This window comes from Pseudomonas sp. D8002, from assembly GCF_013385695.1.
Lineage (GTDB): Bacteria > Pseudomonadota > Gammaproteobacteria > Pseudomonadales > Pseudomonadaceae > Aquipseudomonas.
On the sequence record NZ_JACAPM010000033.1, the window covers coordinates 31,802 to 51,175 of the forward strand.

Consider the following 19,374-nt stretch of genomic DNA (forward strand, 5'->3'; position numbering starts at 1 on the left):
CTGATTGTGTCGACTGGCACACCGCATTCGCGAGCAAGCCCGCTCCCACATTTGATCTCCATCGGGTTCAAGGCAGCAAAAAGGCGCCTCTCGGCGCCTTTTTGTTTTGTTGCGTCAGCTATCAGGCCATTTCAGCCGTGGTTTCGAAGTCGAAGGTCAGCTCGCCGTCCTTCAGATCGATATGCACCACGCCACCATGGTCTGCCAGTTCGCCAAACAGGATCTCTTCCGCCAGTGGGCGCTTGATCTTGTCCTGGATCAGGCGAGCCATTGGCCGAGCGCCCATTGCCGCGTCGTAGCCACCTTCCGCCAGCCAGTTGCGCGCCGCGTCCGAGACTTCCAGCTGCACGCGCTTGTCTTCCAACTGCGCCTGGAGCTCGGTGAGGAACTTGTCCACCACGCTTTTGATGACCTCATGGCTGAGGCGACCAAACTGGATGATGGTGTCCAGGCGGTTGCGGAATTCCGGCGTGAAACTCTTCTTGATCACTTCCATGGCGTCGGAAGAGTGATCCTGATGAGTAAAGCCAATGGAAGCCCGCGCGGCCGTTTCGGCACCGGCGTTGGTGGTCATGATCACGATCACGTTGCGGAAGTCCGCCTTGCGCCCGTTGTTGTCGGTCAGGGTGCCGTGGTCCATGACCTGCAACAGCAGGTTGAAGACTTCCGGGTGCGCCTTCTCGATTTCATCGAGCAGCAGTACGCAATGTGGCTGCTTGGTGATCGCCTCGGTCAACAGGCCGCCCTGGTCGAAGCCGACATAGCCCGGAGGCGCACCGATCAGGCGCGAGACGGTGTGACGCTCCATGTACTCGGACATGTCGAAACGCACCAGCTCGATCCCCATGGCCTTGGCCAATTGCCGCGCCGCTTCGGTCTTGCCGACGCCGGTAGGCCCGGCGAACAGGAACGAACCGACCGGCTTGTCCGGCGACTTGAGGCCAGCGCGGGACAGCTTGATCGCGGTGGACAGCGAGTCGATCGCCGCATCCTGACCAAACACGGTCAGCTTGAGGTCGCGCTCCAGGTTACGCAGCAGCTCCCGATCGGAGGTGTTGACGTGTTTTGGCGGAATCCGCGCGATCTTCGCCACGATATCCTCGACCTGAGGCACGTCGATGCGTTTCACACGCTTCTCTACCGGCTGCAGGCGCTGGTAGGCACCCGCCTCGTCGATCACGTCGATGGCCTTGTCCGGCATGTGCCGGTCATTGATGTAGCGCGATGCCAGCTCGGCGGCTGCACGCAGCGCCTCATCGGTGTACTCGATGCCATGGTGCGCTTCAAAGCGCCCCTTGAGCCCGCGCAGGATGCCAATGGTGTCTTCTACCGAAGGCTCGGACACATCCACTTTCTGGAAGCGGCGCGCCAGGGCGCGGTCTTTTTCGAAGATCCCGCGGAATTCCTGGAACGTGGTCGAACCGATGCAACGGATATCGCCCGAAGACAGCAGCGGCTTGAGCAGGTTCGACGCATCCATCACGCCACCGGAAGCCGCACCGGCACCGATGATGGTGTGGATTTCGTCAATGAACAGGATCGCCTGCGGGCGTTTTTTCAGCTCGCCGAGCAACGCCTTGAAGCGCTTCTCGAAATCGCCACGGTACTTGGTCCCGGCGAGCAATGCGCCCAGGTCAAGGGAGTAGACGACGCTGTTGGCAAGCAGGTCGGGCACCTGGTTATCAACAATGCGTTTGGCCAGGCCTTCGGCAATCGCGGTTTTACCCACGCCTGCCTCACCGACCAACAACGGGTTGTTCTTGCGGCGACGCGCCAGGATCTGCGCCACGCGCTCAACTTCCAGCTCACGCCCCACCAGCGGATCGATCCGCCCCTGGCGCGCCAGTTCGTTGAGGTTGCTGGCATAAGCGTCCAGCGGGTTGCTCGAAGAAGAAGACTCACCGCCCTCGTCATCCTGCATATCCTGCTCACCTTCCGAGTGATCGCCATGCCCCGGCACCTTGGAAATGCCATGGGCGATGTAGTTGACGACGTCAATACGGGCAACGCTTTGCTGCTTGAGCAGGAACACAGCCTGGCTTTCCTGCTCGCTGAAGATCGCCACGAGCACATTGGCCCCTGTGACTTCGCGCTTGCCGGAGCTCTGTACGTGGAAAACGGCACGCTGCAGTACCCGCTGGAAGCCCAGGGTTGGCTGGGTCTCGCGGTCCTCGTCATGAACGGGGATCAACGGCGTGGTGGAGTCGATAAACTCCTGCAGGTCATGCTTGAGTTTGTCGAGATTGGCACCACACGCACGCAGTACGGTGGCGGCAGCTTCGTTATCCAAAAGTGCCAGCAGCAGGTGTTCGACGGTCATGAATTCATGACGCTTCGAACGGGCCTCCTTGAAGGCAAGATTGAGGGTGACTTCGAGCTCGCGGTTTAACATAGCTTCACCTCATACCCAAGTGGTCGGAGTTAACCGTCCTTCTCGATTTCACAGAGTAGCGGATGCTGGCTTTCCCTGGCGTACTGGTTGACCTGCATGGCCTTTGTCTCGGCGATGTCGCGGGTAAACACTCCACATACTGCCCGTCCTTCTGTGTGAACGGCCAGCATTACCTTGGTCGCCAACTCGCGGTTCAGGTTAAAAAACACCTCGAGTACTTCGACGACGAAATCCATCGGTGTGTAGTCATCATTGAACAAAACCACCTTGTACATCGGCGGCGCCTGTAAAGCAGGCTTGGCCTCCTGGACAGCAATGCCTGCAGAACCGTCGTCGTCTTCTTGATGATCCGGGCGATCCTGATTGAATGTTAGTCGAATCTGGCTGATTGCATGCATGGAAAGAAAGGTTCGTCAGTGGTTCAAATACAGTGGTGGGGGCGACCTGTCAGAATTTCAACTCTGACCGACTGGTCGCCTTGACTATCGGCAAATCAGTGTTACAACCAATAGAACCCACAGTGGGTAAAAAAGGTCCGCGCAGTCAACCTTATTTATTCGGGTTAGGACGGATAAACTGGATGATACTCCAGTGATGGAGTCTGGTGCAGAGGGATATGGGCATGGCGAGCGGTAAGGTCAAGTGGTTCAACAATGCCAAGGGTTACGGCTTCATCAACGAAGACGACAAGACTGACGACCTATTTGCGCATTACTCGGCTATCCAAATGGATGGCTACAAGACACTAAAGGCAGGGCAACCGGTTTCCTTCGACATCATTCAGGGACCCAAGGGCTTGCACGCAGTGAATATCAGCGCTCCAGTCAGCGCCACTACCCCCAAAGAGGGCGTCGCTCAAAAATCAAAAAGACAACTGGCCTGATCAGCCACTGAGCAAACGCTCTAAAAAAAACCGGCCCATCAGGCCGGTTTTTTTACGCCCCTGTATCAGCTTACATATGCGAAATCAGCGCATCCCCGAACGCCGACGACGACAGCAACTTGGCGCCGTCCATCAAGCGGTGGAAGTCATAGGTCACCGTCTTGGCCGAAATGGCGCCGTTGGTACCCTTGATGATCAGGTCCGCCGCTTCGGTCCAGCCCATGTGGCGCAACATCATTTCCGCCGACAGGATCAGCGAACCCGGGTTGACCTGGTCCTTGCCGGCATACTTCGGCGCAGTACCGTGGGTGGCTTCGAACATCGCCACGGTGTCGGACAGGTTGGCGCCCGGCGCAATACCGATACCGCCCACTTCCGCCGCCAGGGCGTCGGACAGATAGTCACCGTTAAGGTTAAGGGTGGCGATCACGTCGTATTCGGCCGGGCGCAGCAGGATCTGCTGGAGCATGGCGTCGGCAATGGCGTCCTTGACCACCACATTCTTGCCGGTGCGCGGGTTCTTGAATTGCATCCACGGGCCGCCATCCAACAGGGTCGCGCCGAACTCTTCGGCCGCCACTTCGTAGGCCCATTCCTTGAAGGCACCTTCGGTGAACTTCATGATGTTGCCTTTGTGCACAATGGTCAGCGAGTCGCGGTCGTTATCCACGACATACTGCAAGGCCTTGCGCGCCAGGCGCTTGGTGCCTTCCAGGGACACCGGCTTGATGCCGATCCCGCAGTTCTGGTCGAAACGGATCTTGGTGACACCCATCTCTTCCTTCAGGAACTTGATGACCTTGATCGCTTCCGGGGAGCCGGCTTTCCATTCGATGCCGGCGTAAATATCCTCGGAGTTCTCGCGGAAGATGGTCATGTCCACATCGCCTGGCTTCTTGACCGGGCTTGGCACGCCTTCGAACCAGCGCACCGGGCGCAGGCACACATAAAGGTCGAGCTGTTGGCGCAGGGCAACGTTCAGCGAACGGATACCGCCACCGACTGGGGTGGTCAGCGGGCCCTTGATGGAAACCACGTAGTCCTTGACCGCATCCAGGGTTTCCTGGGGCAGCCAGGTGTCCTGGTCGTAAACCTGGGTGGCCTTTTCGCCGGCATACACCTCCATCCAGGAGATTTTGCGCTTGCCGCCATAAGCCTTGTTAACAGCTGCATCGACCACCTTGATCATCACCGGGCTGATGTCGACGCCAATACCGTCACCCTCGATGAAGGGGATGATCGGGTTGTCAGGAACATTGAGAGAATGGTCTGCATTGACGGTGATTTTGTCGCCGACTGCCGGAACCTGAATCTTCTTGTATCCCATGCTGAACTCCATCTATGGATTGAACATCTGGCTGCGTTCGAGCCTACTCCAGATAAATGAGGACTGAAACCTCAGGCCCTGCACATTTGCGTCGAAAACAGCACATTTAGCGGCCTACAAGCTTGAAAGCAAAGGGAAAAGCGCCAATCTTGAGCACATCATGCGACTTTAGGCGCAACCCGCTGCCTGCGACCTTTAGACCAATGGACGACACACCTTTTGTATGAAGGCTCGGCGTAAGCATAGCGACCTATGTATAATGCCGCCGCTGACCAAAGAGTCACGACGGCCGACCGCTCTAGACAGACGCCCTCCGCCAGAAAAGCCGAGCTACTACAGTAGCTCACCCGCTTGACGCTCGACTGATGCAACCCAACATCACCGCGAAGAAACTTCGACATTTCGCTCATGGATGACTTTGAACGAACGCGCTTTACCCGGCGCATCTCGAGTTTCTGCGCATGCTTTCAGCAAAGAAGAGAGTTAATCCGAATATGCCCACCCGCTCGAAGATCATCTACACCTTCACCGACGAAGCCCCAGCCCTCGCCACCTATTCACTGCTGCCTATCGTAGAGGCCTTCACCGCTTCCGCTGATATTGCCGTGGAAACCCGCGACATTTCCCTGGCCGCGCGCATCCTCGCAAGCTTCCCCGAGCAACTGGGCGCCAAGGCCGTGCCGGACCACCTCGCCGAACTGGGCGACCTGGCCGTTACCCCTGAAGCCAACATCATCAAGCTGCCGAACATCAGTGCCTCGACCCCTCAGCTGCAAGCTGCGATCAAGGAACTGCAGGCCCAGGGCTACGCCCTGCCGGACTACCCGGAAACCGTAACCACCGACGCGGAAAAAGAAACCCGTGCACGTTACGACAAGGTCAAGGGCAGCGCCGTGAACCCGGTACTGCGCGAAGGCAACTCCGACCGCCGCGCCCCGCTGTCGGTCAAGAACTACGCTCGCAAGCACCCGCACAAAATGGGTGCCTGGGCTGCCGACTCCAAGTCCCACGTTGCCCACATGAGCAACGGCGACTTCTACGGCAGCGAGAAAGCCGTTCAGATCGAAGGCGCTGATGCCGTCAAGATCGAACTGATCGCCAAGGACGGTACTGCTACCGTCCTGAAGGAAAAAACCAGCGTACAAGCTGGCGAGATCATCGACACCGCCGTGCTGAGCAAGAAAGCCCTGCGCAGCTTCATCGCCGCTGAAATCGAAGACGCCAAGAAACAAGGCGTGCTGCTGTCGGTTCACTTGAAAGCCACCATGATGAAGGTTTCCGACCCGATCATGTTCGGCCAGATCGTTGCCGAGTTCTATAAAGACGCACTGGCCAAGCACGCTGTGGTGCTGGAGCAGATCGGCTTCAACCTGAACAACGGCATCGGCGACCTGTACGCTCGCATCAAGGCCCTGCCGGCCGATCAGCAAGCGCAGATCGAAGCCGACATCCAGGCGGTATACGCTGCTCGCCCTTCCCTGGCGATGGTCAACTCCGACAAAGGCATCACCAACCTGCACGTGCCGAGCGACGTCATCGTCGACGCATCGATGCCTGCCATGATCCGTGACTCCGGCAAGATGTGGGGCACCGACGGCCAGCTGCACGACACCAAGGCGGTGATCCCGGATCGCTGCTACGCCACTATCTACCAGGCAGTGATCGAAGACTGCAAGGCCAATGGCGCCTTCGACCCAACCACCATGGGCAGCGTGCCAAACGTTGGCCTGATGGCGAAAAAAGCCGAAGAGTACGGCTCCCACGACAAGACCTTCCAGATCAAGGCTGACGGCGTAGTCCGCGTCACCGACAGCAAGGGCAACCTGCTGATGGAACAGGCTGTTGAAGCCGGCGACATCTTCCGCATGTGCCAGACCAAAGACGCGCCGATCCAGGACTGGGTCAAACTGGCCGTCAACCGCGCCCGCGCCAGCAACACCCCGGCCATCTTCTGGCTGGACCCACAGCGCGCGCACGACGGCGTCGTGGTCGAGAAAGTTCAGGCTTACCTGAAAGACCACAACACCGAAGGCCTGGACATCCGCATCATGTCGCCAGTCGACGCGATGAAGTTCACCCTGGAGCGCACCCGCAAGGGCCTGGACACCATCTCGGTGACCGGCAACGTTCTGCGCGACTACCTGACCGACCTGTTCCCGATCATGGAACTGGGCACCAGCGCCAAGATGCTGTCGATCGTGCCGCTGATGAACGGTGGCGGCCTGTTCGAAACCGGCGCTGGCGGCTCGGCTCCGAAGCACGTGCAGCAACTGGTTGAAGAGAACTTCCTGCGCTGGGATTCCCTGGGCGAGTTCCTCGCCCTGGCCGCATCCCTCGAGCATTTGGGTGTGACGTACAACAACCCGAAAGCCCTGGTACTGTCCAAGACCCTGGACCAGGCCACCGGCCAGTTCCTCGACAACAACAAGTCGCCATCGCGCAAAGTCGGCAACATCGACAACCGCGGCAGCCACTTCTACCTGGCGCTGTACTGGGCTCAAGCCCTGGCGGCCCAGACCGAAGACACTGCATTGCAAGCGCAGTTTGGCGAACTGGCCAAGACCCTGACCGCGAATGAGGCAACCATCGTTGCCGAGCTCAACGCTGTCCAGGGCAAGCCAGTGGACATCGGTGGCTACTACGCACCGAACGCCGAGCTGACCAGCAAGGCCATGCGCCCAAGCGCCACCCTCAACGCGGCAATCGCTGCGCTGGTGTAAGGTTGTAAGGATGCAAAGAAGCCCCGGCCCTGTGCCGGGGTTTCTGTTTCTGGACATGGCGCTTTTATTGAAGAAACCCAATCAAAATGTGGGAGCGGGCTTGCTCGCGAATGCGGTGGATCAGTCAATACCTCTTTAACTGACACGCCGTATTCGCGAGCAAGCCCGCTCCCACACTGAATGCAATCGCGCCTGAAGACAGCGTTACACCTTGAATCGAGGCACTTTATGACCTGGCTCCCCCACATCACCGTTGCCACCATCGTCGAAGACAACGGCCGCTTCCTGATGGTCGAAGAACTCAAGGGCGGCCGCGCCGTGCTCAACCAGCCCGCCGGCCACCTCGACCCGAACGAAACCCTGACCGAGGCCGCCGTGCGCGAAACCCTCGAAGAGACCGGCTGGGACGTCGAAGCCACCGGGATTGTCGGGATTTACCTGTACACCGCTCCCAGCAATGGCGTGACCTATCAGCGCGTATGCTTCATCGCCAAGGCCCTGCAACACCACCCGGACTACCCACTGGACGACGGTATTCTGCGCGCCCGCTGGCTGACCCGTGACGAATTGATGGCCCTGCGCGAAGACTGGCGCAGCGAGCTGATTATCCGCTGCATCGACGATTATCTGGCCGGCCAGCGCCACAGCCTCGAATTGATCCGCCCTTCTCTTTAGCCTTGCAGACGCGAGCCTGCTAGAATCGCGTCCTTTTTAAAGACTCCCGTTGAAATCCTATGCGTGATCCAGCCCCTTCTGACACACAAAAGAAGCGCGTCATCGTCGGTATGTCCGGCGGCGTGGATTCTTCCGTTTCCGCCGTTCTGCTCTTGGAGCAGGGTTATGAGGTGGAAGGCCTGTTCATGAAGAACTGGGAAGAAGACGATGGAACGGAATATTGCACCGCCATGGACGACCTGGCGGATGCCCAGGCCGTCTGCGACAAAATCGGCATCAAGCTGCACACCGCCAACTTCGCCGCCGAGTACTGGGACAACGTGTTCGAGCACTTCCTGGCCGAATACAAGGCCGGCCGCACGCCGAACCCGGACATCCTGTGTAACCGCGAGATCAAGTTCAAGGCGTTCCTCGACTACGCGATGATCCTCGGTGCCGATCTGATTGCTACTGGCCACTACGTGCGCCGTCGCGACATCGATGGCCGCACCGAACTGCTCAAGGGCCTGGACGCCAACAAGGACCAGAGCTACTTCCTGCACGCCGTCGGCGGCGAACAGATCGCCAAGACACTGTTCCCGGTGGGCGAGCTGGAAAAGCCCGAAGTGCGCGCCATTGCCGAGAAACACGGCCTGGCCACCGCCAAGAAGAAGGATTCCACCGGGATCTGCTTTATCGGCGAGCGCCGTTTCAGCGACTTCCTCAAACAGTACCTGCCGGCGCAACCGGGCGAGATCAAGACCACCGAAGGCGAGATCATCGGCCGTCACCACGGCTTGATGTACCACACCATCGGCCAGCGCCAGGGCCTGGGCATCGGCGGCTTGAAAGACGCCGGCGAAGAGCCGTGGTACGTGCTGGTCAAGGACCTCGAGCACAACGAGCTGATCGTGGGCCAGGGCAATGACCACCCATGGCTGTTCTCCCGCGCCCTGCTGGCCTCGGACATCTACTGGGTCAACCCGGTGGACCTCAGCAGCCCGCGCCGCCTGACGGCCAAAGTGCGCTATCGCCAGAGCGACCAGCCCTGCACGCTGGAAAAAACCGCCACCGGCTATCGCGCCACCTTCGACGACCCGCAGCGCGCCGTAACGCCGGGCCAATCGGTAGTGTTCTATGACGGAGAGATTTGCCTGGGGGGCGGTGTGATCGAAGTTGCCGAACCCTGGAGCAGCCAGGCATGAGCCCGACCCAGGAGCAACTGACGGCACTGGGCGGCGTGTTTCTCGCCGCGGTGCTGGTGGACAAGATCGCCAAGACCGGCCAGGTCACCGAGGCAGGCCTGACCTGCATGCTCGGCAGCCTGCTGATCCGCGACCCGAAGGACACCCTGGAAGTGTACGGCGGCGATGACCTGGCCCTGCGCGAAGGTTATCGCGCACTGGTCGGCGCCCTCGAGCGCGATCCAAGCACCTTGCAGCGCGAGCCGCTGCGCTACGCCCTGTCGATGCTCGGCCTGGAGCGTCAATTGGCCAAGCGCGACGACCTGCTGGACACCATCGGCAAGCGCCTGCCGCAGATCCAGTCCCAGGTCGAGCATTTTGGCCCGGCCCACGAAAACGTGATCGCAGCCTGTGGCGCCCTGTACCAGGACACCCTGAGCACCTTGCGCCAGCGGATCCAGGTGCACGGCGATATGCGCAACCTGCAACAACCAAACAACGCCTCGAAAATCCGCGCCCTGCTGTTGGCCGGTATTCGTTCGGCGCGGTTATGGCGCCAATTGGGCGGTCATCGCTGGCAGTTGGTGGTCAGCCGACGCAAATTGCTGAAAGAGCTTTACCCGTTGATGCGCAACGAATAAGTCGCAGCAACCGATTTTTTTATAGCCCCACGCGTAATACGCCGGTCAGTTGGCAACGGACCGGCGGATTTTTTCATGTATGATACGCGCCCCATTTCGTTGCCCGACTGTCCGAGAACACCCCATGCAGCTTTCTTCGCTCACTGCGGTTTCCCCTGTTGACGGCCGCTACGCCGGCAAAACCCAGGCCCTGCGCCCTATTTTCAGCGAATACGGCTTGATCCGTGCTCGTGTTCTGGTTGAAGTGCGCTGGCTCCAGCGCCTGGCCGCTCACCCTGGCATCAGCGAAGTGCCGGCGTTCTCTGCCGAAGCCAACGCTGTGCTGAACGCCCTGGCGGAAAACTTCGCTCTGGAGCACGCCGAGCGTGTCAAAGAGATCGAGCGCACCACCAACCACGACGTTAAAGCCATCGAATACCTGCTCAAAGAGCAAGCGGCCAAGCTGCCGGAACTGGCCAAGGTCAGCGAGTTCATCCACTTTGCCTGCACCAGCGAGGACATCAACAACCTGTCCCACGCCCTGATGCTGCGCGAAGGCCGTGATGACGTGATGCTGCCACTGATGCGCCAGACTGCCGACGCCATCCGCGAACTGGCGATCCGTTTCGCCGACGTTCCGATGCTGTCGCGCACCCACGGCCAGCCGGCTTCGCCGACCACCCTGGGTAAAGAACTGGCCAACGTGGTGTACCGCCTGGAGCGCCAGATCGCTCAAGTCGCGGCCGTACCGCTGCTGGGCAAGATCAACGGCGCCGTAGGCAACTACAACGCCCACCTGTCGGCCTATCCTGAGATCGACTGGGAAGAAAACGCCCGCGCCTTCATCGAAGACGAACTGGGCCTGGGTTTCAACCCGTACACCACGCAAATCGAACCCCACGACTACATCGCCGAGCTGTTCGACGCGATTGCGCGCTTCAACACCATCCTGATCGACTTCGATCGCGATATCTGGGGCTACATCTCCCTGGGCTACTTCAAGCAGCGCACCATTGCCGGCGAAATCGGTTCGTCGACCATGCCGCACAAGGTCAACCCGATCGACTTCGAAAACTCCGAAGGCAACCTCGGGATCGCCAACGCCCTGTTCCAGCACCTGGCCAGCAAGTTGCCAATCTCCCGCTGGCAGCGCGACCTGACCGACTCCACCGTACTGCGCAACCTCGGCGTGGGCTTCGCCCACAGCGTGATCGCGTACGAAGCCAGCCTCAAAGGCATCAGCAAACTGGAGCTCAACGAGCAGAAGATCGCCGCTGACCTGGACGCTTGCTGGGAAGTGCTGGCCGAGCCGATCCAGACCGTGATGCGCCGCTACAACATCGAAAACCCGTACGAGAAGCTCAAAGAGCTGACCCGCGGCAAGGGCATCACCTCCGAAGCGCTGCAAACTTTCATTGACGGCCTGGATATGCCAGCCGCCGCCAAGGCCGAGCTGAAACTGCTCACCCCGGCCAACTACATCGGCAACGCTGTGGCTCAAGCCAAACGCATCTGATAGAAGCTTGACCCTTTGAGACGCCCGGCAGCGCCGGGCGTTTTTATTCCCGTCTGAAAAGTGCTTTTTTTCAATAGGTTACACATGAATCCTGACATTCCTCTTCAACTTCTGGGCGGCATCACGGCACGGGAATTCCTGCGCGACTACTGGCAGAAAAAACCCCTGCTGATCCGCCAGGCCATCCCTGACTTCGAAAGCCCGATCGACGCCGACGAACTGGCCGGCCTGGCGCTGGAAGAAGAAGTCGAGTCGCGCCTGATCATCGAACACGGCGAACGCCCGTGGGAGTTGCGCCGCGGCCCGTTCGCCGAAGATACCTTCAGCACCCTGCCCGAGCGCGAGTGGACCCTGCTGGTGCAGGCGGTCGACCAGTTCGTGCCGGAAGTGGCCGAACTGCTGGAAAACTTCCGCTTCCTGCCAAGCTGGCGCATTGACGATGTGATGATCAGCTACGCCGCCCCGGGTGGCAGCGTGGGCCCGCACTTCGACAACTACGACGTGTTCCTGCTGCAAGGTTCCGGCAAGCGCAACTGGAAGATCGGCCAGATGTGCAACTCCGAAAGCCCGCTGCTGCAACACGCGGACCTGCGCATCCTCGCTGAATTCGAAGAGACCGCCGAATGGGTGCTGGAACCGGGCGACATGCTCTACCTGCCGCCCCGCCTGGCCCACTGCGGCGTGGCCGTGGATGATTGCATGACTTACTCCGTAGGCTTCCGCGCTCCGAGCGCCGCTGAAGTGCTGACCCACTTCACCGACTTCCTCAGCCAGTACCTGACTGACGAAGAGCGCTACACCGACGCCGATGCCCAGCCGGTCAGCGACCCGCACCAGATCCAGGGCGACGCCCTCGACCGCCTGAAAAGCCTGTTGGCCGAGCACATGAGCGACGAGCGCATGCTGCTGACCTGGTTCGGCCAGTTCATGACCGAGCCGCGCTACCCGGAACTGGTCGCCGGCCCGGAAGTGGAAGAAGAAGACCTGCTGGGCAGCCTGGAAAACGGCGCCGTGCTGATCCGCAACCCGAGCGCCCGCCTGGCCTGGTCCGAAGTCGACGACGACCTGCTGCTGTTCGCCAGCGGCCAGAGCCGCCTGTTGCCGGGCAAGCTGCGGGAACTGCTGAAGCTGGTGTGCGCCGCCGACGCCCTGCACATCGACAACCTCGGCCCATGGCTGGCGGATGAAGATGGCTGCGCCCTGCTGTGGGAACTGGTCAAGCAAGGAAGCCTGGGGTTTGCCGATGAATAAGATTCACGTAAGTGTCGCGGACTGGCAAAAGGATATCGCCGAGATACGGCGCATTCGTGAAGCGGTATTTATCGCTGAACAATCGGTTCCACCGGAGCTGGAATGGGATGCAGACGACGCGAGTGCCGTGCATTTCCTGGCGTTCGAAGGCGACTTTCCCATCGGTACTGCACGCCTGCTGCCTACCGGCGAGATCGGCCGCGTGTCGGTTCTCAAAGACTGGCGCGGCCTGAAGGTCGGCGACAAGCTGATGGAAGCGGTGATCGGCGTGGCCGAGAAACGCGGCCAGACCCGGCAGATCCTCAGCGCACAGGTCCATGCGGCGCCGTTTTATGAGCGCCTGGGCTTCAAGATTGTCAGCGATGAGTTCCTGGAAGTCGGGATTCCTCACGTTGATATGGTGCGCGAGGGCTGATCCGAGACCGAGTCGCTCCCTTCGCAGGCAAGCCAGCTCCCACATTCGATCCAGTACATCCTTTGGAATGAGGTCAAATGTGGGAGCTGGCTTGCTCGCGAAGGCGCCATCAGCAACACCTCAAAAGGCCCTGCCATCCCCCGATGCCAGGGCCTTTTGCCGTCCAGGATTCAACTTGCACCCCGCCAGGCCGACAAACTGGCAATATCTAGCCTAAATGACTCGCAGAGATAACGGACATGTCCCTACGCACCCTGCTCACCCTGTTGCTCCTGGCCACCAGTTTCTCGGTGATGGCCGCCACCGAAGTCGTGCCCCTGAGCAACCGCACCAGCGCCGACCTGCTGCCGGTGGCGCAGAACTTTATCGGCAAGGACGGCACCGTCAGCGCCTACGGCAACCAACTGATCGTGAATGCCGAGCCCGACAAGATCCAGGGCCTGCGCGCCCTGCTCGCGCAACTGGACACGCCTTCCAAACGCCTGTTGATCACCGTCGACACCAACGAAAACAACCAGCAGAGCAACGGCAACAATCAAACACAGGTCATCACCTACAGCACCGAAAGCCGTGACGGCGGGATCCAGCAGATCCAGGCCAGCGAAGGCGTGCCCGCGCTGATCCAGGTCGGCCAGAGCGTGCCCCTCACCACCACCCAGCCCGATGCCTACGGCCGCCCGCAGAACCAGACCCAGTATCGCAACGTAACCCAGGGCTTCTACGTGACGGCCAGCGTCACCGGCGAGACCGTTCACCTGAGCATCAGTACCAATCGTGACCGCATGAGCCAGGAACGTCCCGATGTAGTGAACGTGCAAAGTACCGACACAACTGTCAGCGGACGCCTGGGCGAGTGGATCACCCTGGCCGGGATCAACCGCCAGACCCAGGCCGACAAAAGTACTACAACCCGCAGCTACTCTACTCAAGGGCGCGATGACCTGACATTGCGGGTCAAAGTCGACACGCTGAACTGAAGCACCAAAAACTGACTGGCGAGTCGTATTAGACTAAAGATGTAGTGCTTTAAAAAAAGCACTACAAAACATTTGACGATCCAAAAAAGCATGGGCATGATGGCCTCGCTCCCGCTAATCAGGGGCCCTGGCAAGGGCCTTCGGATCGTCGCTCAAAGCCACCCACCTGAGCCGATTCGTGTCTGTACCGCCCACAAGGTGTGTTTGACGAGGTTGCGACTGGAACGAAGTTGTCCCGAGGGACGGAAGCTAACCAGGTAACCCGGCAACACACTGATGGATCGTACAAAGGCCCACGACGCCCGAAGACTGTTCGCAGTTCGCCCTTACCTGCTCAACTCCCCCTTGAGCCACTCGTTCATCCCGTCGCCTTCCCCGCCAAGCCTGACTTGACCGCCTAAGCTTCTGGTCAGCGAGCAGCCATAACCACGCACTGATTACGTGGCTGGCAAATGGAATTTTCCACCTAGACCTATGCGACGAGGTTTTTCCCCATGGCACTGACACGCGAACAGCAAATTGCAGCCCTTGAAAAAGACTGGGCTGAAAACCCACGCTGGAAAGGCGTGACCCGCGCTTATTCCGCTGCTGACGTCGTCCGCCTGCGTGGCTCGGTTCAACCTGAGCACACCTTTGCAAAACTCGGCGCCGAGAAGCTGTGGAAGCTGGTCACCCAGGGTGCCAAGCCGTCCTTCCGTCCCGAAAAAGATTTCGTCAACTGCATGGGCGCCCTGACTGGCGGCCAAGCGGTTCAACAGGTCAAAGCCGGCATCCAGGCGATCTACCTGTCTGGCTGGCAAGTGGCAGCGGACAACAACTCCGCTGAATCCATGTACCCCGACCAATCGCTGTACCCGGTGGACTCCGTGCCAACCGTGGTCAAGCGCATCAACAACTCGTTCCGCCGTGCCGACCAGATCCAGTGGAAAGCCGGTAAAGGCCCGGGCGATGAAGGCTACATCGACTACTTCGCACCGATCGTTGCAGACGCTGAAGCCGGTTTCGGTGGCGTACTGAACGCCTACGAGCTGATGAAGAGCATGATCGAGGCAGGCGCTGCCGGCGTTCACTTCGAAGACCAGCTGGCTTCGGTGAAGAAATGCGGCCACATGGGCGGCAAGGTACTGGTTCCAACCCAGGAAGCTGTTCAAAAGCTGACGGCTGCTCGTCTGGCTGCTGACGTTGCTGGCACTCCGACCATCATCCTGGCCCGTACCGATGCCAACGCGGCTGATTTGCTGACCTCGGATTGCGACCCGTACGACCAGCCGTTCGTGACTGGCGAACGCACCCAGGAAGGTTTCTATAAAGTGCGCGCCGGTCTCGACCAGGCGATCGCTCGTGGCCTGGCCTACGCGCCGTACGCCGACCTGATCTGGTGCGAAACTGCCAAGCCGGACCTGGACGAAGCCCGCCGCTTTGCCGAAGCCATCAAGAAGGAATACCCGGATCAACTGCTGTCCTACAACTGCTCGCCTTCCTTCAACTGGAAGAAGAACCTGGACGACGCGACCATCGCCAAGTTCCAGCGTGAACTGTCTGCCATGGGCTACAAGCACCAATTCATCACCCTGGCCGGCATTCACAACATGTGGCACAGCATGTTCAACCTGGCGCACGACTACGCCCGCAACGACATGACTGCCTACGTGAAGCTGCAGGAACAAGAGTTCGCTGATGCTGCCAAGGGTTACACCTTTGTGGCGCACCAGCAGGAAGTGGGCACCGGTTACTTCGACGACATGACCACCGTGATCCAGGGCGGCACCTCGTCCGTGACTGCGCTGACCGGTTCGACCGAAGAAGAGCAGTTCCACTAAATACTGAGTACACGGCCACTGCGGCCCCACGGAAGACCTAACCGCAGTGCCGCACGATCTGACGCCCCGACTGGTTCGGGGCGTTTTTTTTGCACTGATGAAACCCTGCCTGACACAACACAGATCAAAATGTGGGAGCGGGCTTGCTCGCGAATGCGGTGTATCAGTCAACAGATTCATTGGCTGACCCACTGCATTCGCGAGCAAGCCCGCTCCCACAAGGGGAATGTGTGCATTCTGAAAATTTGTGCAAAACATTGATCTAGAGCGGTATCTGCATCAACCAGATCGGTTAAAAGATCTCCGTCAGCAACTAAGCGACAATCTAGCAAGTAACGGCAACTTCCCCCGCCACACGAGAAACATTCGCTTAAACCCCACGCAAACAATATTCATTATCATTTAGAGCATGAAAACTTCTTTACCGGTTAAACAAAACACAATTCGTGAAAAGCCCGCTAATGCCCGCAGCACAAGGGCTACAGCCCCAAGAAGGTGCACTATGTCCTTATTCCATCGAATAATTTCGCTATAGGAATTTTACTTGCCCGGTGTTTAGCCATAAAATCACCGCGATTGATTGCGCTGCGACATATCGTCACTGCATCGTTACTTTTTCGAGCTCAGAGACCTTTGCTCTCTGTTAAGGATTTCCAGCATGACCGAAGCGACAGGACTCATGGCCCACAACTGGGGCTTTGCCATTTTCCTCCTCGGTGTAGTCGGCCTTTGCGCCTTCATGCTCGGCGTCTCCAGCCTCCTCGGGTCAAAAGCCTGGGGCCGCAGCAAAAACGAACCGTTCGAGTCCGGCATGCTACCTACAGGTGGCGCCCGCTTGCGGCTCTCAGCCAAATTCTATCTGGTCGCGATGCTCTTCGTGATCTTCGACATCGAAGCCCTTTTTCTCTTTGCCTGGTCTGTGTCCGTCCGCGAAAGCGGCTGGACCGGATTCGTCGAAGCCCTCGTTTTCATAGCAATTCTGTTGGCAGGCCTTGTCTACCTATTTCGAGTGGGCGCCCTTGACTGGGCTCCGGAAGCTCGTCGCAAGCGGCAAGCGAAGCTGAAACAATGAGGCTTTGGCGATGCAATACAATCTCACCAGGATCGACCCGGATGCTCCTAACGAGCAGTACCCAATCGGCGAACGGGAAACCGTTTCCGACCCGTTAGAAGACCAAGTCCACAAAAACATCTACATGGGCAAGCTGGAAGACGTGCTGAGTGGCGCGGTCAACTGGGGACGTAAGAACTCCCTGTGGCCGTACAACTTCGGTCTATCCTGCTGCTACGTGGAAATGACCACCGCCTTCACGGCGCCCCACGACATCGCGCGCTTTGGCGCCGAAGTTATCCGGGCATCGCCGCGTCAGGCGGATTTCATGGTTATCGCCGGTACCTGCTTTATCAAGATGGCGCCGATCATTCAGCGTCTCTACGAGCAAATGCTCGAGCCAAAGTGGGTTATCTCCATGGGTTCGTGCGCCAACTCCGGTGGCATGTACGACATCTACTCCGTGGTTCAGGGGGTGGACAAGTTCCTGCCCGTGGACGTCTACGTGCCTGGCTGCCCGCCCCGCCCTGAAGCATTTCTGCAAGGCTTGATGCTGTTGCAGGAATCGATTGGCAAGGAGCGTCGCCCACTTTCCTGGGTTGTCGGAGATCAAGGCGTATACCGCGCCGAGATGCCGTCACAAAAGGAACAGCGCCGCGAACAGCGTATTCAGGTAACCAACCTGCGCAGCCCCGACGAAGTCTGATCCAGAACCGCTTCTTTTATAGAACGAAAACCTGGCTTCATTCTTTACGTTGACCGAAAGCGATAAAAAACCATGACTACAGGCAGTGCTCTGTACATCCCGCCTTATAAGGCAGACGACCAGGATGTGGTCGTCGAACTCAACAACCGTTTTGGCCCTGACGCCTTCACCGCCCAGGCCACACGCACCGGCATGCCGGTGCTGTGGGTGGCACGTGCCAGGCTCGTCGAAGTCCTGAGCTTCCTGCGCAACCTGCCCAAGCCGTACGTCATGCTCTATGACCTGCATGGCGTGGACGAGCGCCTGCGCACCAAGCGCCAGGGGCTGCCGAGCGGCGCCGACTTCACCGTGTTCTACCACTTGATGTCGCTGGAACGTAACAGCGACGTGATGATCAAGGTGGCCCTCTCCGAGAGCGACCTGAGCGTTCCGACCGTGACCGGTATCTGGCCCAACGCCAACTGGTACGAGCGTGAAGTGTGGGACATGTTCGGCATCGATTTCCCGGGCCACCCGCACCTGTCGCGCATCATGATGCCGCCGACCTGGGAAGGTCACCCGCTGCGCAAGGACTTCCCTGCCCGCGCCACCGAATTCGATCCATTCAGCCTGACCCTCGCCAAGCAACAGCTTGAAGAAGAGGCTGCGCGCTTCCGTCCGGAAGACTGGGGCATGAAGCGCTCCGGCACCAACGAGGACTACATGTTCCTTAACCTGGGCCCGAACCACCCTTCGGCTCACGGTGCCTTCCGCATCATCCTGCAACTGGACGGCGAAGAAATCGTCGACTGCGTACCGGACATCGGCTACCACCACCGTGGTGCCGAGAAGATGGCCGAGCGTCAGTCGTGGCACAGCTTCATCCCGTACACCGACCGTATCGACTACCTCGGCGGCGTGATGAACAACCTGCCGTACGTGCTCTCGGTCGAGAAGCTGGCCGGCATCAAGGTGCCGGACAAGGTCGACACCATCCGCATCATGATGGCCGAGTTCTTCCGGATCACCAGCCACCTGCTGTTCCTGGGTACCTATATCCAGGACGTCGGCGCCATGACCCCGGTGTTCTTCACCTTCACCGACCGTCAGCGTGCGTACAAGGTCATCGAAGCCATCACCGGTTTCCGCCTGCACCCGGCCTGGTACCGCATCGGCGGCGTCGCCCACGACCTGCCGCGTGGCTGGGAACGCCTGGTCAAGGAATTCATCGACTGGATGCCCAAGCGTCTGGACGAATACCAGAAAGCCGCCCTGGACAACAGCATCCTCAAGGGCCGGACCATCGGCGTCGCCCAGTACAACACCAAAGAGGCCCTGGAATGGGGCGTCACCGGTGCTGGCCTGCGTTCCACCGGTTGCGATTTCGACCTGCGTAAAGCACGCCCGTACTCCGGCTACCAGAACTTCGAATTCGAAGTGCCGCTGGCGGCCAACGGCGATGCCTACGACCGCTGCATCGTGCGCGTCGAAGAAATGCGCCAGAGCCTGAAGATCATCGAACAGTGCATGCGCAACATGCCGGAAGGCCCGTACAAGGCGGATCACCCGCTGACCACGCCGCCGCCGAAAGAGCGCACGCTGCAACACATCGAAACCCTGATCACGCACTTCCTGCAGGTTTCGTGGGGCCCGGTAATGCCGGCCAACGAGTCCTTCCAGATGATCGAAGCGACCAAGGGTATCAACAGTTATTACCTGACGAGCGATGGCGGCACCATGAGCTACCGCACCCGGATTCGTACGCCAAGCTTCCCGCACCTGCAGCAGATCCCTTCGGTGATCAAAGGTGAAATGGTCGCGGACTTGATTGCGTACCTGGGTAGTATCGATTTCGTTATGGCCGACGTGGACCGCTAAG

Annotated in this window: 16 protein-coding genes; 13 read left to right on the top strand and 3 right to left on the bottom strand. The window is 59.4% G+C overall.

What is annotated here, in order from left to right:
- Positions 1–121 precede the first annotated feature (121 nt).
- The gene (gene clpA / locus HX807_RS19850) at positions 122–2,392 is read right to left on the bottom strand and encodes an ATP-dependent Clp protease ATP-binding subunit ClpA (RefSeq protein ID WP_003219606.1); all 2,271 of its coding nucleotides are present in this window, start codon (positions 2,390–2,392) and stop codon (positions 122–124) included.
- A 29-nt stretch (positions 2,393–2,421) separates the two neighbouring features.
- Positions 2,422–2,790 carry an ATP-dependent Clp protease adapter ClpS gene (gene clpS / locus HX807_RS19855; RefSeq protein ID WP_003219604.1) on the bottom strand — a complete coding sequence of 123 codons (369 nt, stop codon included), beginning with the start codon at positions 2,788–2,790 and terminating at the stop codon, positions 2,422–2,424.
- A 224-nt stretch (positions 2,791–3,014) separates the two neighbouring features.
- On the opposite strand from clpS, the gene cspD reads away from it, so the two are divergent.
- Entirely contained in the window at positions 3,015–3,275 is a 261-nt protein-coding gene (gene cspD / locus HX807_RS19860) for a cold shock domain-containing protein CspD (RefSeq protein WP_023658953.1), read from the top strand.
- A 70-nt stretch (positions 3,276–3,345) separates the two neighbouring features.
- Here cspD and icd read toward each other — a convergent pair whose 3' ends face one another.
- The gene (gene icd / locus HX807_RS19865; RefSeq protein WP_003219599.1) at positions 3,346–4,602 is read right to left on the bottom strand and encodes an NADP-dependent isocitrate dehydrogenase; all 1,257 of its coding nucleotides are present in this window, start codon (positions 4,600–4,602) and stop codon (positions 3,346–3,348) included.
- Positions 4,603–5,096: 494 nt separating this feature from the next.
- Between icd and HX807_RS19870 the strand changes: the two genes are divergently transcribed.
- From HX807_RS19870 to nuoC, 12 genes are all read left to right on the top strand, one after another.
- Positions 5,097–7,322, top strand: coding sequence for an NADP-dependent isocitrate dehydrogenase (locus HX807_RS19870; protein WP_087693052.1), 2,226 nt, complete (start codon positions 5,097–5,099; stop codon positions 7,320–7,322).
- Positions 7,323–7,550: 228 nt separating this feature from the next.
- The gene (locus HX807_RS19875; protein ID WP_008431568.1) at positions 7,551–7,997 is read left to right on the top strand and encodes an NUDIX hydrolase; all 447 of its coding nucleotides are present in this window, start codon (positions 7,551–7,553) and stop codon (positions 7,995–7,997) included.
- Positions 7,998–8,056: 59 nt separating this feature from the next.
- On the top strand, positions 8,057–9,181 hold the full coding sequence (gene mnmA, locus HX807_RS19880) for a tRNA 2-thiouridine(34) synthase MnmA (RefSeq protein WP_177050800.1): 1,125 nt from the start codon (positions 8,057–8,059) through the stop codon (positions 9,179–9,181).
- Positions 9,178–9,801, top strand: a complete 624-nt coding sequence (gene hflD / locus HX807_RS19885) for a high frequency lysogenization protein HflD (RefSeq protein ID WP_003219586.1) — start codon at positions 9,178–9,180, stop codon at positions 9,799–9,801. Before mnmA ends, hflD begins: the two co-directional genes overlap by 4 nt.
- A gap of 124 nt (positions 9,802–9,925) precedes the next feature.
- Positions 9,926–11,296, top strand: a complete 1,371-nt coding sequence (gene purB, locus HX807_RS19890) for an adenylosuccinate lyase (RefSeq protein ID WP_003219584.1) — start codon at positions 9,926–9,928, stop codon at positions 11,294–11,296.
- Between the two features lie 84 nt (positions 11,297–11,380).
- Positions 11,381–12,547, top strand: coding sequence for a cupin domain-containing protein (locus tag HX807_RS19895; RefSeq protein WP_177050801.1), 1,167 nt, complete (start codon positions 11,381–11,383; stop codon positions 12,545–12,547).
- Positions 12,540–12,962 (top strand): GNAT family N-acetyltransferase, encoded by a 423-nt coding sequence (locus tag HX807_RS19900; RefSeq protein WP_003219580.1) that lies wholly within the window; start codon positions 12,540–12,542, stop codon positions 12,960–12,962. The genes HX807_RS19895 and HX807_RS19900 overlap by 8 nt, the downstream gene beginning before the upstream one ends.
- Positions 12,963–13,201: 239 nt before the next feature.
- Positions 13,202–13,939 carry a secretin N-terminal domain-containing protein gene (locus tag HX807_RS19905; protein WP_003219578.1) on the top strand — a complete coding sequence of 246 codons (738 nt, stop codon included), beginning with the start codon at positions 13,202–13,204 and terminating at the stop codon, positions 13,937–13,939.
- A gap of 494 nt (positions 13,940–14,433) precedes the next feature.
- Positions 14,434–15,759: an isocitrate lyase gene (gene aceA / locus HX807_RS19910; RefSeq protein ID WP_003219577.1), complete on the top strand. Its 1,326-nt coding sequence runs from the start codon at positions 14,434–14,436 to the stop codon at positions 15,757–15,759.
- Between the two features lie 658 nt (positions 15,760–16,417).
- Positions 16,418–16,831: an NADH-quinone oxidoreductase subunit A gene (locus HX807_RS19915; protein WP_003219575.1), complete on the top strand. Its 414-nt coding sequence runs from the start codon at positions 16,418–16,420 to the stop codon at positions 16,829–16,831.
- A gap of 10 nt (positions 16,832–16,841) precedes the next feature.
- Positions 16,842–17,516 carry an NADH-quinone oxidoreductase subunit B family protein gene (locus HX807_RS19920; protein ID WP_003219572.1) on the top strand — a complete coding sequence of 225 codons (675 nt, stop codon included), beginning with the start codon at positions 16,842–16,844 and terminating at the stop codon, positions 17,514–17,516.
- A 72-nt stretch (positions 17,517–17,588) separates the two neighbouring features.
- Positions 17,589–19,373: an NADH-quinone oxidoreductase subunit C/D gene (gene nuoC, locus HX807_RS19925; protein WP_003219570.1), complete on the top strand. Its 1,785-nt coding sequence runs from the start codon at positions 17,589–17,591 to the stop codon at positions 19,371–19,373.
- The last annotated feature ends 1 nt before the right edge of the window (position 19,374 follow it).